The following is a 14,895-nucleotide window of genomic DNA, read 5'->3' on the forward strand; positions in this document are numbered from 1 at the left end:
CGTGCTCCTCCCCGCTCGTTCCACGTGGAACCGCTGTGCCGCTCCCACGTTCGCCGGTCAGCCGATCCGGATGTCCTCGGTGCCGTCGATGGCGACGACGTCGCCGGAGCGCAGCTGCCGCCCCCGGCGCTCCTCCGGCTCCCCGTTGACGGTCACCGCCCCGGAGAGCAGGACGTCCTTCACCTGGGCGCCGGTGGGGACGGCGTCGACGAGCTTCAGCAGCTGGCCGAGCCGGATGCTGTCCTCGCCGGGCCGCAGGTCGATGGTGCGCACGGTGCTCAGTCTGCCGCCGGCGCCAGGACGTCGCCGACCCGGACCGTCCCGGACGCCAGGACGGCGGCCCGCACCGCGAGCAGCCCGTCCCGCTCGCGGTGGACGGTCTTGAGCACCGAGGTGTCACGCGCGATGCCGCCGGGCTGCGGCCGGGTGGTCATCACGCACCGCGGGATGCCGCTGCCGAGGCGCAGCCGCGCCCCGCCCAGCTCGACCTCCTTGCCGCGCAGCGCGTCCTCGCCCTCGCCGTCGAGGAAGACGTTGGCCCGGAAGCGACGGCGGTCCCAGGTACCGAGGGTGCCGGTGGAGACCAGCGAGAGCCGGATGCGCGGGCTGTCGTGGAACGGCCCGGGCGCCCCCTCCCACTGCAGCCACTCCGCGGGATCGGGCTCGTCGTCGTCTACCGCGGACTCGTAGACGGGGACGTCGGCGTCGTCCTCCGGTGCCGCCCGGAACTCCACCCGGCGGCCCATCCAGCGCGACAGCACCGCCTCGTCGGCGGTGACCGTGCCGTCGGGCAGGACCACCTCCACGCCGCCGTCGGGCCGCAGCCGGGCCGCGCCGAACAGCAGGTCGGGCACCCGCCGGGCGGTGAGGCCCAGCCCGGTGTCCCGGTCGAACAGCGCCCACGCCCGGTCACCGGCGATCCCGAGCGGCCCGATCGCCGCCTCGGCCAGCCGCTCCCCCTGCAGCGACTTCACCGGGTAGCGCCACAGCTCCAGCACCCGCATCTCAGCCCTCCGGGGTCCACGCCAGGGACCAGGTGCCCGACCAGGTCTCCCCCGGCCCGAGGGTGATCAGGTCGACGCCGTCGGCCAGCGCGTTCGGCGGGCAGGTCATCGGCTCGACGGCCAGGCTGCGCCGCCGCTGACCGGCGGGCAGGTCGTCGCCGCTGTAGACCTGCAGCCACGGCCAGGACGCGTCGGCGGAGATCACCAGCTCGCCCGCGCTGCCGCGCAACCGCACGTGCGCCCAGCCGTCGGCGTCGCGGTCGAGATCGGTGAGCGGGGCGTCGAGGGGGCGGTCCCCGATCTCGCCGACCGCGCCCTCGACCGGCCGGCGCTCACCGGTGGGCAGGCCGCCGTCGAGGACCAGCTCGGTCCGGGCGGGGAGGGTCAGCTCGGCGGCCCCGATGCCGCCGTCCGCCGTCGCCCCGACGGAGAGGTAGGGGTGGAACCCGGCGCCGAACGGGGCGGGCGCCCCGCCGGGGTTCCGCACCCGCAGGGTGCTGGTGAGCCGGTCGGCGGTGAGCCGGTGGTCGACCGCGACGTCCAGCCGGAAGGGGTAGCCCGGGTGCGGCTCGACCGTCGTCCCGACCGTGACGGAACCGTCCGCCTCGCCCAGCACCTCCCACGGCTGCCAGCCGACGAGCCCGTGGATGGCGTGCGGCTCCTCGGGCGACCGGACCTCCAGCTGCAGCTCCTCGCCGGCCCAGGTCCACCGGCCGTGCCGCAGCCGGTTGGGCCAGGGGACGAGGACCGCACCGCGCCAGCCGGGCGCGACGGTGCCGGCGGCGTAGCCGTCCAGCACCTCCCAGCCCCCGACGGCGAGCCGGCGCAGCGTGCCGCCGCGCAGGTCCACGGCCAGCCGGGCGTCGCCGGCGGTCAGCTCCACCTCGGTGCGGTCGGCGTCGGGCCAGGTGTCGGGCATGGCGTCAGCTCACCACACCCGACGCACCCGCATCCGCCGCGCGGTGGTGTCCGGCCGCCCGGAGACCACCGCGGGACGGATGCGGGCGCCCCCGGTCAGGGGTGGTAGGTGACCTGCTCGGCCAGCTCGACCACCTGCTGCTCGGTCAACGCGTCCGGCGCCTGCACCGTGAACGTGGTGCCGTCCTCGAACTGCGCCTGCAGGAACCAACCCGCCGTCCCAGGACCGTTGTCGACGGTGACCAGCTGCGCGGGCCGACCGTGCACGGTGACCGGCACGACCGGGCCGACCGGCCCCATCAGCTGGTCGAGCAGCTGGTCCACGGGGACGACGTCCTCGGGCAGCGGCACGTGCACGGTGATCGTCTGCTGCTCGTAGGCGTCGTTGACCAGGGTCAGGACCCGCCCCATCTTGTACGCCTGCAGGGACCAGCCGGCCGGCGCCAGCTCGGCCGTCAGCGTGGCCCGCTGCGGCCGGTCGACCAGGGACTCGGCGACGGCGACGAGCTCGGAGGTCCGGCTGTAGGCGCCCTCGCCGGTCAGCACCACCCACTGGTCGTCCCGGCGTTCCCACACGAGCTCGGCGAACAGGTCGCGCTCGCAGACGGTCAGGCCGTCCTCGCAGTAGACGTCCCGGGATCCGCGGACCACGTCGGCATCCCTGCCGTCGACGCCGACCTCCGCGCGCTCGGTGACGTGGACGTGCTCGTAGGCCTCCTCCAGCCAGTCGGGCTCGTCCTCGTGGACCCCCATAGTGAACCGGTCGTCGCCGTCCGCGGAGTCGTACTCGGCGAATCCCGCCGAGTCGCGGTCCCCGCTGAACGCCGGCCGCATCCCGGCCGGCTCGGGGTCGAGCGACAGCGGGAAGGTCGGCATCCGGAAGTCGACGAGGGTGACGCTCTCCGCCGGGGTGCCGGGACCGTCCGGCGCGGCGATGACGACGGCGGCGGCCCAGGCGGCCGCGACCGTGCCGGCGGCCAGCCCGAGGCGGAGGACGGCCCGCCGGCCGGGCACCCGCGCGCGCCGGGGCGCCGGGCCGTCGATCTCGGCGAGCAGCGCGGCGCGAGCGGCCGAGCGGGCGGCGGAGGACAGCGGCGGGGCGTCGGGGCCCCCCTCGCGGAGCAGCGTGAGGTCGTTCATCGGTCCCCCTCCTCGGAGGTCGGGTCGAGCACGGAGAGGCCGCTGAGCGCGGCGCGGGTCTGACGGCGGGCGCGGTGCAACCGGGAGCGCACCGTGCCGACGGGGACGTCGAGGACGGCCGCGATCTCCTCGTAGCCGAGCTCCCCCCACGCGAGCAGGAGCAGCGCGTCGCGGTCACGGGGCTTCAGCCCGGCCAGCGCCGCGGCGAGCGGGCCGCGCAGCGCCTGGGCGTCCAGCCGGTCCGCCGCGTCGCCCGGATCGGTGCCGTGCCGCTCGGGCTCGGCGGCGGCCCGGGCCAGGGCCTTGTACCGGCGCTGCTCGGTGCGCAGGTGCCCGCGCACGACGTTGGTCGCGATGCCCAGCAGCCACGGCCGCACCTCGACGTGCTCGGGCCGGTAGGCGGCCCGGCGTCGGAAGGCGATCAGGAAGGTCTCGCTGAGCAGGTCGTCGGCCAGCTCCCCCACCCGGCGGCCCAGGTAGCTGTGCACGGTCGCCGCGTGCCGGTCGAACAGCGGCGCGAACTCGGCCGGGTCCGCCACCGACCGGGCGATCAGCTCGGCGTCGCCCGGCAGCGAGTCGGGCAGGGCGCGCAGCCGGAGGGGCTCGGCGGGTGGACCGGCGGACCGGTGCAGCGCCGTCGGGGTCACGGCAGGTGATGATCCGGCCGCGATCGGTGAAGTCGTCACACCCGTTGATGTCCGGAGCGGCGGATCGGGTTCACGGCCGGTCCGCGGTCCGCTGCCGACGTCCCCGCCCTCCCGAGCTCTTCCGCGGAGAAGCGCACCGGACTTTCCGCGGAGAAGCAGCTATCCGGAGCAGTTCTCGTCGCCGTAGGCGCTCACGGTGTCGGCGGCCGCGAGGAACTCCGCCAGCTGCTCGTCGCCCAGCTCGCCGCCCGCCACCGCCCCCTCCAGGTCGGCGTCGTCGGGGAAGGTGTCGGCCATGTACCGGACGGCGTCCTCGACCTCGTCCGCCCCGTCGGGAACGCTGTCGGCCATCGACTCCAGCACCCGCTGCGCCTCGTCCCCGTCCCTCGGCTCGATCTCGGCCGTCGCCAGGTACTGCGCGCAGAACTCCTCGACGCTGCCACCACCGCAGCCGCTCAGCCCGACGGGGAGGGTGACCGCGGCGGCGACCAGGACGATCTTCCGGATGCGCATGGGGCTTCCTTCCCGGGGCGGGCGGCCCGGCCTCGCGGTCGACGACGTCCGACCACCTTCACACACCCCGGCCGGAGGACCGGACCGGGCCGTACCCGAACCTCAGCAGCCGGCGTCCAGGACCTTCTCGAAGAACAGCGAGCCGGCCGCGTCCGGATCACCGGCGTAGGACCCGAACGCACCGATCGGCCGGTAGCCGGCGCCGGTGTAGAGACCGACCGCCTCGGGCTGCAGCGGCCCGGTCTCCAGCCGGAGCACGAACCAGCCGCGGGCGCGGGCGCCGGCCTCCAGCCCCGCCAGGACCGACCTCGACACCCCGCGCCCCCGCGCGACCGGCGCCACGTACATGCGCTTCACCTCGGCCACCCCGTCACCCAGCTCCCGCAGGGCACCGCAGCCGAGCGCCGTGCCGTCGTCGTCCCGGGCGACCAGCACCACGCTGACGTCGGCGGCCGACGGCGGCCGGCCCGGCTCCTCCTTGCCGCCGTAGCGGGCCCGGATCTCGGTCTGCTGATCGGTGGTGAGCCGCCGGACGTCGGGGTCGTCCCAGGCAGCCGCCTCGATGATCACGGAGCGGATCCTGCCAACGGCCGGGGAGCCGCTCCGGAGGTACCGTCCGCTGGACGCCCCACCGCGAAGGAGCACCGTGCCGGTCGACCGCGAACTGCCCACCTCCGAGGCCGAGGACCTGCTGGCCCTCGTCCGCGAGATCGCCGACGCCGAGCTGGTCCCGAAGGCGGCGCGGTACGAGCGCGAGGAGCGCTTCCCGCGCGAGGTGTTCCGCCTCCTCGGCGACGCCGGGCTGATGGGCCTGCCGTTCCCCGAGGAGATCGGCGGGGGCGGCCAGCCCTACGCCGTCTACCTGCAGGTGCTCGAGGAGCTGGCGGCCCGCTGGGCGAGCGTCGCCCTCGGCATCAGCGTGCACACCCTGGCCTGCTCCCCCATCGCCGTCTTCGGCACCGGCGCCCAGCGTCGCGACCTCCTGCCGGAGATGGTCGGCGGCACCCTGATCGGCGCCTACTCGCTGTCCGAGGCGCACGCCGGCTCCGACGTGGCGGCCATGCGCGCGAACGCGACGCCCGCCGGGGACGGCTGGGTGGCCCGCGGGGAGAAGGCCTGGGTCACGCACGGCGGGCACGCCGACTTCTACTCGACGTTCCTGCGCACGCCGGCCGACGGCGACCGGGCCATCTCCTGCTTCCACCTGACCCCGGACCTGCCCGGGTTCAGCACCGCGAAGCCCGAGGAGAAGATGGGGCTGACCGGCTCGACCACCGCGGCCATCCGGCTCGACGACGTACCGATCCCGGCCGACCGGCTGGTGGGCGAGCCCGGCCGCGGCATGGCCATCGCGCTCGGCGCCCTCGACTCCGGGCGCCTGGGGATCAGCGCGGTCGCCGTGGGGCTGGCGCAGTCGGCCCTCGACGTCGCCGTCGGCTACGCGGTGGAGCGGGAGGCCTTCGGCCGCCCGATCGCCGACCACCAGGGGGTGGCGTTCCTGCTGGCCGACATGGCCGCGGCCGTGGAGTCCGCCCGCGCCACCTACCTGGTCGCCGCCCGCCGCAAGGACGCCGGCAAGCCGTTCTCGCGGCAGGCCAGCATCGCCAAGCTGATCGCCACCGACGCCGCCATGAAGGTGACCACCGACGCCGTCCAGGTGCTGGGTGGCGCCGGCTACACCCGCGACCACCCGGCCGAGCGCTACATGCGCGAGGCGAAGGTCATGCAGATCTTCGAGGGCACCAACCAGATCCAGCGGATGGTCATCGGCCGGCACCTCGCTGCGGAGGCCGTGCCTCCCGCCGGCTGAGCCGGGGCGTCGGACCTGACGCGTTCCACGTGGAACCGGTGACACCTGTCAGTGGACCGCGTGCGTCGCGCCGGATCAGACTGGGGGCATCCCGAGCGAGGAGAACGACATGCCCGAGCCCCACCTGCGTGCGGCCGACTCCGACCGCGCCGCCGTCGCCACCGTCCTGGGCCAGGCGATGTCGGACGGGCGGCTCACCGTCGCCGAGTACGACGAGCGCCTCGCCCGGGCCTACACGGCCCGCACCTTCGGCGAGCTGGCACCGCTCACCGCCGACCTGCCCCGCAGCGCCGGTGCGTCGGCCGCCCGCCCGGCGGGTGCCGTGGCGGAGACGGCCGCCGACCCGGCCGCGGCGTGCGGGGGCGTCCCGGGCCGGCACCTCTGGGCGGTGTGGGGCTCCTGGGCGAGCACCGCGCTGATCGTGCTGGCGGTGTGGGCGGTCAGCTCCATCGGCGCGGGGGAGTTCCTCTACTTCTGGCCGTTCTGGGTGATCGTCCCCTGGGGCGCCATGCTCGCGTTCGGCACGCTCGGCGACCGCCTGCGGCCCGGCGACCGGGACCACCGCCGGCTGCACGGCTGACCTGACGGCCGGCCCGGCCCGAGCCCTCCCGATCGGCGGCCGCCCGCCGGGGAGCCGGGGAGCCCGGGACCGGGCTCGGCACGCGGAGCGGACGGGTGGGCCGCGCACGACGGGGTAGGGCGCGACGGGGTGGGGCGAGGCCCGGCCCGCGGCGGAGCACCGCCGCACCGACGTCCCAGGAGGAACCGTGCACTCGATGACCGAGCGCTTCACCGCCGCACTGCACACGATCGACCGCGACCGCGACGTCGGGCCGATGCTCGACCTCACCGGCGACGACGCCCAGCTCGTCAAGCTCGACGAGCACCACGAGACCTCCGGCAAGGACGGCGCGAAGGCCTTCTGGGAAGACTACCGCAACGTCTTCGGCGACCTGGAGACGACCTTCACCTCCTCCGTGATCGGGGAGAGCAGCGCCGCCCTCGAGTGGACCTCGACCGGCACGCTGCGCAGCGGCAAGCCGTTCACCTACCGGGGCGTCACGGTCATCGAGGGCGACGAGGACCGGCTCAGCGGCGTCCGCACCTACTACGACTCGGCGGCCTTCGTGCAGGGGACCGGCGGATCGGCCTGACCGCCACGTGCGACGAGCGCCGGCCCCCGAGGGGACCGGCGCTCGTCGTGCCTGGTGGGCAAGGGGGGAGTTGAACCCCCACGTCCTTTCGGACACACGGACCTGAACCGTGCGCGTCTGCCATTCCGCCACTTGCCCTGGCGAGGGAAGACAGTAGCAGCCGCGCGCCCGGCCCCCGGTGGGGGGCTGATCGGCGGGCGCGTCCGGCGACGACGTGCGGGGCGTCGCGGGTCGCTGGGCGGTCAGGCGCGCCGGGCCCGGCTACGATCACGGGTGGCAGAGTGGGACGTCCGGGCGAGCGCGAGGGAGCGACTGTGGGTGTGCTGCAGCGCTTCGAGCGCCGGCTGGAAGGCATGGTCGGTCTGGCCTTCGCGCGGCTCTTCAAGGGCAAGGTGCACCCGGCGGAGATCGCCAAGGCGCTGCAGCGCGAGGCCGACGAGCAGCGCTCGATCATCGGCGAGGGCCGCGTCCTCGCCCCCAACGTCTACGTCGTCCGCCTGGGCGAGACCGACTTCGCGCACCTGGGCCAGTGGTCCGACCAGCTGGCCGGCGAGCTCGCCGACATGGTCACCGAGCACATCGACGACGAGGGCTACCAGGTCTTCGACAAGGTCACCGTCGCGCTCGAGCAGGACGACGAGCTGACCACCGGCGTCTTCGAGGTCAGCTCCCAGGTCGCCGACCCGGCCCGCCGGTCCGCCCGCGTCGACGTCCCGCCCATGGCGTCGGCCCCCGTGGGCGGGCACCCGCCGCTGCCCCCGCTCCCGCCGCTGCGCGGCCGGATGGCCACCGACACCGGCAAGCAGGAGCCGTCGGTCGTCGGGCGGGCCGGGTCGCGGAGCACCTCCACCCACGTGCTCCTTGTCGACGGCCCCGGCACCCGCCACGAGCTCACCACCGGACGCAACGTCATCGGCCGGGGCACCGAGGCCGACATCCGGCTGCCCGACACCGGCGTGAGCCGCAAGCACGTGGACGTCGTCCTCGACGGCGACGTCGCCGTGGTGGAGGACCTCGGGTCGACCAACGGCACGCTCGTCAACGGCCGCCGCGTCACCCGCCAGCCGCTCAGCGACGGCGACGTCATCCGCATCGGCCACTCGGTCCTGGTCTACCGGCAGGACGGGGCGTGACCGGTCACCCGCGGTCGCAGCACGACGGGATCCGGCAGGGCCGGCTCCGCCGCGATGCCGGGCCGGCTCCTGCGGGGGCGACGCCGTGACCGAGCTCGTCGTCCAGATCTTCCGCTTCGGCTTCCTCCTCCTGCTGTGGCTGTTCATCTTCGCCGCGTTCCGCGTGGTGCGGGCCGACCTGTTCGGCGGGCGCCCGGGCCGGGTGGCCGCCGTGCCGCCGCGCTCGGCGACGCCGAAGAAGCGGGGCGCCCGCGGCCCCAAGTCCCTGGTCGTCACCGCCGGCCCGCTGAGCGGCACCAAGATCACCCTCGGTGACCAGCCGATCCTCATCGGCCGGGCCGACGACTCCACCCTGGTCCTCACCGACGACTTCGCCAGTTCCCGGCACGCCCGCCTGACCAACCGGGGCGGCCAGTGGTACGTCGAGGACCTGGGTTCCACCAACGGGACCTACCTGGACCAGCAGCGCGTGCAGGGCCCGCTGCTGGTGGCCCCCGGCCAGCCGATCCGCATCGGCCAGACCGCACTGGAGCTTCGTTCGTGACCCTGGTTCTCCGCTACGCCGCGCGTTCCGACCGCGGCCTCATCCGCGGCAACAACCAGGACTCGGTGTACGCCGGGCCCCGGTTGCTGGCCGTGGCCGACGGCATGGGCGGCCACGCCGCCGGTGACGTCGCGAGCAAGGTGGTGATCGCCGCCCTCGAGCACCTCGACGACGACACGCCCTCCGGCGACATGCTGCAGGCGATGCGGGCGGCGGTCTTCGAGGGCAGCGAGCACCTGCGCGAGGTGATCCGGGAGTCGCCGCAGCTGGAGGGCATGGGCACCACGCTCACCGCGATCCTCTTCGCCGGGGGCCGGCTGGCGCTGTGCCACGTGGGCGACTCCCGCGCCTACCTCCTGCGCGACGGCGAGTTCGCCCAGATCACGCACGACGACACGTTCGTGCAGACGTTGATCGACGACGGCCGGATCACCCCGGAGGAGGCCAACACCCATCCGCAGCGGTCGCTCCTGCTGCGCGCGCTCAACGGGCAGGAGGTCGAGCCGGACCTGTCCATGCGCGAGGCGCGTCCCGGCGACCGGTACCTGCTGTGCTCCGACGGCCTCTCCGGCGTCGTCAGCGAGGAGACCCTGGCCGAGGCCCTGAAGGACCCGGACCCCGAGGCCACCGCCGACCGCCTGATCGAGCTGGCGCTGCGCAGCGGCGGGCCGGACAACATCACCGTGATCGTCGCCGACGTCCTCGAGGACACCGGCGGCAACGGCCGCTTCGACCCCGTCGTCGACGGGGCGGCCGGTGACAACGTCGGGCAGCGCCAGGTCGACGCCCGCTCGGCCGCCGGCCGAGCGGCGCTCGCCGATCCCGGTCCTCCTCCCCCGCCGCCACCCACACTGCCGACGGGCGGCGGCCCCTCCGCCCGCCGCCGCCCGCTACGCATCCTCCTGGTGGCGGGGGCCCTCCTCACCGTGCTGGTGGCGGGGGCGATCGGCATGTACGTGTGGGCGCTCAACCACTGGTTCGTGGGTGTGAGCGGCTCGGGCGACGACGAGCAGGTCGCCGTCTACCGGGGTCTGGACGTCTCCGTCCTGGGCCTGGACTTCTTCCGCCTGGACCGCGGCACCGACCTCGCGGTCACCGATCTGGTCCCGGCGGCCCGCAGCCGGGTCCGCGACAGCATCACCGCCGACGACCCCGGCGACGCCGACCGGATCCTCTCGGCGCTGGCGGACCAGCGGCTGCCGCTGTGCCGCACGGCGTCCGACGACGACGCGACGCAGCCGGGGCCGCCGCCGGTGGCCGCGCCCACCACCGCGCAGGAGCCCGCCCCCGGCGAGCCGGCCCTCCCCGAGGTGCCGGTGGCCGAGGAGACGACGACCTCGTCGTCGGCTCGGACGACCTCGTCGTCCGAGCCGGGGGTGGACTGCCGGGAGGCGAGCTGATGGCCGGGCCCGTGACCGACCCGCGCGGCCCCGGGGCCACCACGCCCACCCGGCGGGGCACCGAGGCGGCGCTGCTCGCCTTCGCCGTGCTCATCACCGTCGTCGCCCAGGCGATCGTCGACCTGACCGTGACCGGCTCGCTGCGCCCGGAGATGGCCACGTTCAGCGCGTGGATCACCGTCCTCTGGGTCGTCGCGCACCTCGTCGTGCGCAGGTGGGCCTCCTACGCCGACCCGCTGCTGCTGCCGGCCGTCGCGCTCCTGGTCGGGCTCGGCCTGACCGTCATCCACCGGCTGGACCTCGCCTCCGAGCGGGCCGGCGAGGTGGCCCGCGAGGACGCGCCCGTCCAGCTGGTCTGGGCCACCCTGGGCGTCACGCTGTTCGTCGCCGTCCTCGTCGTCGTGCGCGACCACCGGACGCTGTCGCGCTTCGCCTACACGCTCGCGCTGCTGGGGATCGCCCTGCTGGCGCTGCCGGCCGTGCTGCCCGCCTCCATCTCGGAGGTCAACGGCGCCAAGATCTGGATCCGGGTCGCCGGCTTCTCCATCCAGCCGGGGGAGTTCGCGAAGATCTGCCTGGTCGTCTTCTTCGCCGCCTACCTGGTCGACAAGCGCGACGTGCTGGCGCTGGCCAGCAAGAAGGTCGCGGGCCTGGAGCTGCCCCGCGGCCGCGACCTCGGGCCGGTGCTGCTCGCCTGGATCCTGTCGATCCTGGTGCTGGTGTTCGAGCGCGACCTCGGCAGCTCGCTGCTGCTGTTCGGCATCTTCGTCGTGATGCTCTACGTGGCCACCGAGCGGGCCAGCTGGCTGTTCATCGGCCTGGCCCTGTTCGCCGGCGGGGCGATGATCGCCTACCAGATCTTCGCGCACGTGCAGGCCCGCGTGGACACCTGGCTGGATCCCTCCGCGTACTACGACGGCGCCGGGTACCAGCTGATGCAGTCGCTGTTCGGGCTGGGCACCGGCGGGCTGTTCGGCGCCGGCCTCGGTGGTGGCCGCCCCGACCAGGTGCCGGTCGCGAAGAGCGACTTCATCGCCGCCGCCGTGGGCGAGGAGCTCGGCCTGTTCGGGCTGGTGGCCGTGATCGTCGTCTACCTGATCCTGGTGGAGCGCGGGCTGCGCACCTCCCTGGTGGTCCGCGACGCCTTCGGCAAGCTGCTGGCCGCCGGCCTGGCGTTCGCCATCGCGTGGCAGGTGTTCGTCGTCCTCGGCGGGGTCACCGGCCTGCTGCCGCTCACCGGCCTGACCACGCCCTTCCTCGCCTACGGCGGGTCCTCGCTCGTGGCGAACTTCGTGCTCGTGGCGCTGCTGGTCCGGATCAGCGACGCCGCCCGGCGCCCGGCCACCCCGCACGCGCCGTCGATGCGGCTCGGGGACGCCCCCACGGAGGTGGTCACCCCGTGAACGCACCGCTGCGGCGGGTGGCGATCAGCGTGCTCGTGCTGTTCACGCTGCTCATCGTCAACGTCAACATCATCCAGGTGGTCCGGTCGGAGTCGCTGCGCGGCGACAACCGGAACACCCGCGTCCTGGCGGAGACCTACGACCGGGAACGGGGCTCGATCATCGTCGACGGCAACGAGGTCGCGATGTCCGTGCCCACCGACGGCCGGCTCACCTACCTGCGGACCTACCCCCAGGGGCCGCTGTACGCGCCGATCACCGGGTACCACTCGCTGGTGTACGGCAACACCTACCTGGAGGACGTCATGGACGACGTGCTCTCCGGGGAGGACGACCGGCTCTTCGTCCGGCGGATCGCCGACCTCTTCACCGGGCGCGACCCGGCCGGTGGCGACGTCGTGCTGACCCTCGACCCGGACGTGCAGGCCGCCGCGATGGCCGGCCTCGACGGCCTCACCGGCGCCGTCGTGGCGCTCGACCCCGCGACCGGCGCGATCCTGGGCATGGCGAGCACCCCCACGTACGACCCGGGCCTGGTCGCGGGACACGACCCGGAGGCCATCCGGCAGAACATGGAGCAGATCACCGGTTCCGACCCCGACCCGCGGGTGAACCGGGCGATCGCGGACAACTACCCGCCCGGCTCGCTGTTCAAGGTGATCACCGCGGCCGCCGCCCTGCAGGAGGGCTACACCCCCGAGACGGTCGTCCCGGCGGTCGACCTCCTGACCCTCCCCCAGACGACGCAGACGCTGAGCAACTTCAACGGCTCGAGCTGCAGCAGCAGCCAGGAGCAGCGGCTCATCGACTCCCTCACCATCTCCTGCAACACCGCGTTCGCCCAGCTCGGCATCGACCTGGGCGAGGAGTCGATCCGCGAGATGGCGGAGGCCTTCGGCCTGGACGACGAGGGCCAGGAGATCCCGCTGGACGTCGCACCGAGCACGATCGGCGAGATCGAGAGCGCCGCCGCCCTGGGGCAGACCTCCATCGGTCAGCGCGACGTCCGGATGACCGTGCTGCAGGCCGCTCTGGTCGCCGCCACGGTGGCCAACGACGGCAGGCAGATGAGGCCCTACCTCATCGACGAGCAGCGCGCCCCGGACCTGTCGGTGCTCGAGTCGACCGACCCCGAGGTGCTGCGCGAGCCGATCTCCGCGGAGATCGCCGACCAGCTCACCGAGATGATGGTCAGCGTGGTCGCCCGGGGATCGGGCCGGGCGGCGCGGCTGCCCGGCATGGAGGTGGCCGGCAAGACCGGTACCGCCCAGGTGCGCGAGGGCGTTCCCGACCACAACTGGTTCATGGGGTTCGCGCCGGCCGACGACCCGGAGATCGCCGTCGCCGTCTTCGTGGCCAACGGCGGCAGCACCGGGGGCGACCTCTCCGCCCCCATCGCACGCGACGTGATGGCGGCCTACTTCGAGGGGCAGGGCTGATGGCGCTGGGCATCGGGAGCATGCTGGCCGGGCGCTACGAGATCACCGCCCCCATCGCCACCGGCGGGATGGGCGAGGTCTGGAAGGCGCGCGACCGCGTGCTGGACCGCATCGTCGCGGCCAAGGTCCTCAAGACCGAGTACACCAACGACCCCAGCTTCCTGGCGCGGTTCCGCAACGAGGCGCGGCACACCGCAGCCCTCTCGCACCCCAACATCGCGTCGGTCTACGACTACGGCGAGACGACCGACGACAGCGGCGTCCAGACGCTGGCGTTCCTGGTCATGGAGTTCGTCGAGGGCCAGCCGCTGGTGACGATCCTCCACGAGGAGGGCCGGCTGCCGGTCGACTGGACGCTGCACGTCCTCGGTCAGTCCGCGGACGGGCTCTCCGCCGCCCACCGGGCCGGCGTCGTGCACCGCGACATCAAGCCGGGCAACCTGATCGTCCGCCCCGACGGCGTGGTCAAGCTGACCGACTTCGGCATCGCGCAGGCGCGGGACGCCGCCCCGCTCACCCGCACCGGCATGGTGGTCGGCACCGCCCAGTACCTCTCGCCCGAGCAGGCCCAGGGCATGGAGGTCAACGCCGCCTCCGACGTCTACTCCCTCGGCGTCCTCGGGTTCGAGTGCCTGGCCGGGGTGCGGCCCTTCGACGGCGCCTCGCAGGTCGCGATCGCGCTGGCGCACATCAACCGCCCGCCGCCGCCGCTGCCCGCCGACATCCCGCCGGCGGTGCGGCTGCTCATCGAGCGCGCCCTGGCGAAGGATCCGGCCGACCGGTTCGCCGACGGCGGCGCGTTCGCCGACGCGGTGCGGCGGATCGCCGACGGCGGCGCCCTGGCCGGGGTCCCGGCCTCCGGGCCGGCCACGGCCCCCACCCAGATCGTGACCGTGGGGACCGGGTCCGACGGGCACACCCAGGTCTTCGCCACCCCGGCCGCCGGCATCCCGGCGGTGTCCCCGGCCACCGGCGGGCGTCCCATGCCCCCGCTGTCCGGTCCGCCGGAGGACGACGACTGGGCGGGCGACGCGGAGCCGCCGGCCGGTGGCGGCAGCCGGCGGTGGGCCTGGCTGGCCGCCGCCCTGGTGCTGCTGCTCGCGGTCGTGGGCACCACCGTCGTGCTGCTCTCCGGGGACGGCGATGACGCGGCGCGGCCGCAGGCCGAGCCGACCGCCACCAGCGCGGCGACCACCTCCGCCGAGGCGATCGGCGTCCTCCTGGACCCGGCCCTCTTCGTCGGCCGCGACGCCGACGACGTGGAGGAGGACCTCCGCGAGGCGGGTCTGACGCTCATCTCGCGCCGCGAGGCACCCGAGCAGTTGCTGGCCGAGCTCGGGCAGCCGCTGGACGAGGACGACGTCGCCGGCCTGGACCCCTCCGGTGTCGAGGCCGGGCCGGATACCGAGGTGACGCTGTACGTCGCCGTCGACGGCTGGCGGCCCGACGCCGAGGAGGACCAGGAGGAGGAGGTGGACGAGGAGCCGGTGCCGACCGCCGAGCCCACCCCCTCGACGAGCACGCCGCCGGCGACCACAGCCACCACCGCTCCCACGACGACGGCCACCACCACCACCACGACGACCTCCGCGACGTCGACGTCGGCCCCGGGCACCACGGCTCCCCCGCCGCCGGTCACCTCGACCCCCCCGCCGCCGGGCGACGGCACCGTCATCGACCCCGAGGCCGACGGATCTACCGCCACCGGCAGCCCCGGTGCACCGGGAGTGGCGGGTGGCGCCCGGTGAGCCCCCTGGTTCTCGCATCCCGAGTTCCGGCCGGTGCGGCGG

16 protein-coding genes and 1 tRNA gene are annotated in these 14,895 nt (G+C 74.6%); 9 read left to right on the forward strand and 8 right to left on the reverse strand.

Features of this window, described 5'->3' with window-relative positions; all coding sequences use genetic code 11:
• Positions 1–57: 57 nt before the first annotated feature.
• The 7 genes from O2W17_RS09475 to O2W17_RS09505 form a co-directional block, all read right to left on the reverse strand.
• Complete coding sequence (locus O2W17_RS09475) at positions 58–273, reverse strand: RNA-binding S4 domain-containing protein (protein ID WP_269192182.1); 216 nt, start codon at positions 271–273, stop codon at positions 58–60.
• Between the two features lie 5 nt (positions 274–278).
• Entirely contained in the window at positions 279–1,004 is a 726-nt protein-coding gene (locus tag O2W17_RS09480) for an MOSC domain-containing protein (RefSeq protein WP_269192183.1), read from the reverse strand.
• A 1-nt stretch (position 1,005) separates the two neighbouring features.
• On the reverse strand, positions 1,006–1,923 hold the full coding sequence (locus O2W17_RS09485; protein ID WP_269192184.1) for an aldose 1-epimerase family protein: 918 nt from the start codon (positions 1,921–1,923) through the stop codon (positions 1,006–1,008).
• 95 nt (positions 1,924–2,018) lie between these two features.
• Positions 2,019–3,062: a hypothetical protein gene (locus tag O2W17_RS09490; protein ID WP_269192185.1), complete on the reverse strand. Its 1,044-nt coding sequence runs from the start codon at positions 3,060–3,062 to the stop codon at positions 2,019–2,021.
• Entirely contained in the window at positions 3,059–3,709 is a 651-nt protein-coding gene (locus tag O2W17_RS09495; RefSeq protein WP_269192186.1) for an RNA polymerase sigma factor, read from the reverse strand. The genes O2W17_RS09490 and O2W17_RS09495 overlap by 4 nt, the downstream gene beginning before the upstream one ends.
• Before the next feature lie 159 nt (positions 3,710–3,868).
• Positions 3,869–4,222 (reverse strand): hypothetical protein, encoded by a 354-nt coding sequence (locus tag O2W17_RS09500; RefSeq protein ID WP_269192187.1) that lies wholly within the window; start codon positions 4,220–4,222, stop codon positions 3,869–3,871.
• Between the two features lie 102 nt (positions 4,223–4,324).
• Entirely contained in the window at positions 4,325–4,792 is a 468-nt protein-coding gene (locus tag O2W17_RS09505) for a GNAT family N-acetyltransferase (protein ID WP_269192188.1), read from the reverse strand.
• Between the two features lie 76 nt (positions 4,793–4,868).
• Here O2W17_RS09505 and O2W17_RS09510 point away from each other — a divergent pair, with 76 nt between their 5' ends.
• From O2W17_RS09510 to O2W17_RS09520, 3 genes are all read left to right on the forward strand, one after another.
• The gene (locus tag O2W17_RS09510; protein ID WP_269192189.1) at positions 4,869–6,032 is read left to right on the forward strand and encodes an acyl-CoA dehydrogenase family protein; all 1,164 of its coding nucleotides are present in this window, start codon (positions 4,869–4,871) and stop codon (positions 6,030–6,032) included.
• A 109-nt stretch (positions 6,033–6,141) separates the two neighbouring features.
• Positions 6,142–6,612, forward strand: a complete 471-nt coding sequence (locus O2W17_RS09515) for a DUF1707 SHOCT-like domain-containing protein (RefSeq protein WP_269192190.1) — start codon at positions 6,142–6,144, stop codon at positions 6,610–6,612.
• A gap of 196 nt (positions 6,613–6,808) precedes the next feature.
• On the forward strand, positions 6,809–7,186 hold the full coding sequence (locus O2W17_RS09520; RefSeq protein ID WP_269193288.1) for a nuclear transport factor 2 family protein: 378 nt from the start codon (positions 6,809–6,811) through the stop codon (positions 7,184–7,186).
• Positions 7,187–7,238: 52 nt separating this feature from the next.
• Here O2W17_RS09520 and O2W17_RS09525 read toward each other — a convergent pair.
• Positions 7,239–7,324 (reverse strand) — tRNA-Leu (locus O2W17_RS09525).
• Positions 7,325–7,500: 176 nt separating this feature from the next.
• Here O2W17_RS09525 and O2W17_RS09530 point away from each other — a divergent pair.
• The 6 genes from O2W17_RS09530 (at position 7,501) to O2W17_RS09555 (ending at position 14,853) form a co-directional block, all read left to right on the forward strand.
• Positions 7,501–8,319, forward strand: a complete 819-nt coding sequence (locus O2W17_RS09530) for an FhaA domain-containing protein (protein WP_269192191.1) — start codon at positions 7,501–7,503, stop codon at positions 8,317–8,319.
• Between the two features lie 85 nt (positions 8,320–8,404).
• Positions 8,405–8,863, forward strand: a complete 459-nt coding sequence (locus tag O2W17_RS09535) for an FHA domain-containing protein FhaB/FipA (protein ID WP_269192192.1) — start codon at positions 8,405–8,407, stop codon at positions 8,861–8,863.
• On the forward strand, positions 8,860–10,263 hold the full coding sequence (locus tag O2W17_RS09540) for a PP2C family protein-serine/threonine phosphatase (protein ID WP_269192193.1): 1,404 nt from the start codon (positions 8,860–8,862) through the stop codon (positions 10,261–10,263). The genes O2W17_RS09535 and O2W17_RS09540 overlap by 4 nt, the downstream gene beginning before the upstream one ends.
• On the forward strand, positions 10,263–11,666 hold the full coding sequence (locus O2W17_RS09545; RefSeq protein ID WP_269192194.1) for an FtsW/RodA/SpoVE family cell cycle protein: 1,404 nt from the start codon (positions 10,263–10,265) through the stop codon (positions 11,664–11,666). Before O2W17_RS09540 ends, O2W17_RS09545 begins: the two co-directional genes overlap by 1 nt.
• Positions 11,663–13,105, forward strand: a complete 1,443-nt coding sequence (locus O2W17_RS09550) for a peptidoglycan D,D-transpeptidase FtsI family protein (protein ID WP_269192195.1) — start codon at positions 11,663–11,665, stop codon at positions 13,103–13,105. The genes O2W17_RS09545 and O2W17_RS09550 overlap by 4 nt, the downstream gene beginning before the upstream one ends.
• On the forward strand, positions 13,105–14,853 hold the full coding sequence (locus O2W17_RS09555) for a serine/threonine-protein kinase (protein ID WP_269192196.1): 1,749 nt from the start codon (positions 13,105–13,107) through the stop codon (positions 14,851–14,853). The genes O2W17_RS09550 and O2W17_RS09555 overlap by 1 nt, the downstream gene beginning before the upstream one ends.
• Positions 14,854–14,895 lie beyond the last annotated feature (42 nt).

This window comes from Blastococcus sp. VKM Ac-2987 (assembly GCF_026967805.1).
Lineage (GTDB): Bacteria > Actinomycetota > Actinomycetes > Mycobacteriales > Geodermatophilaceae > Blastococcus.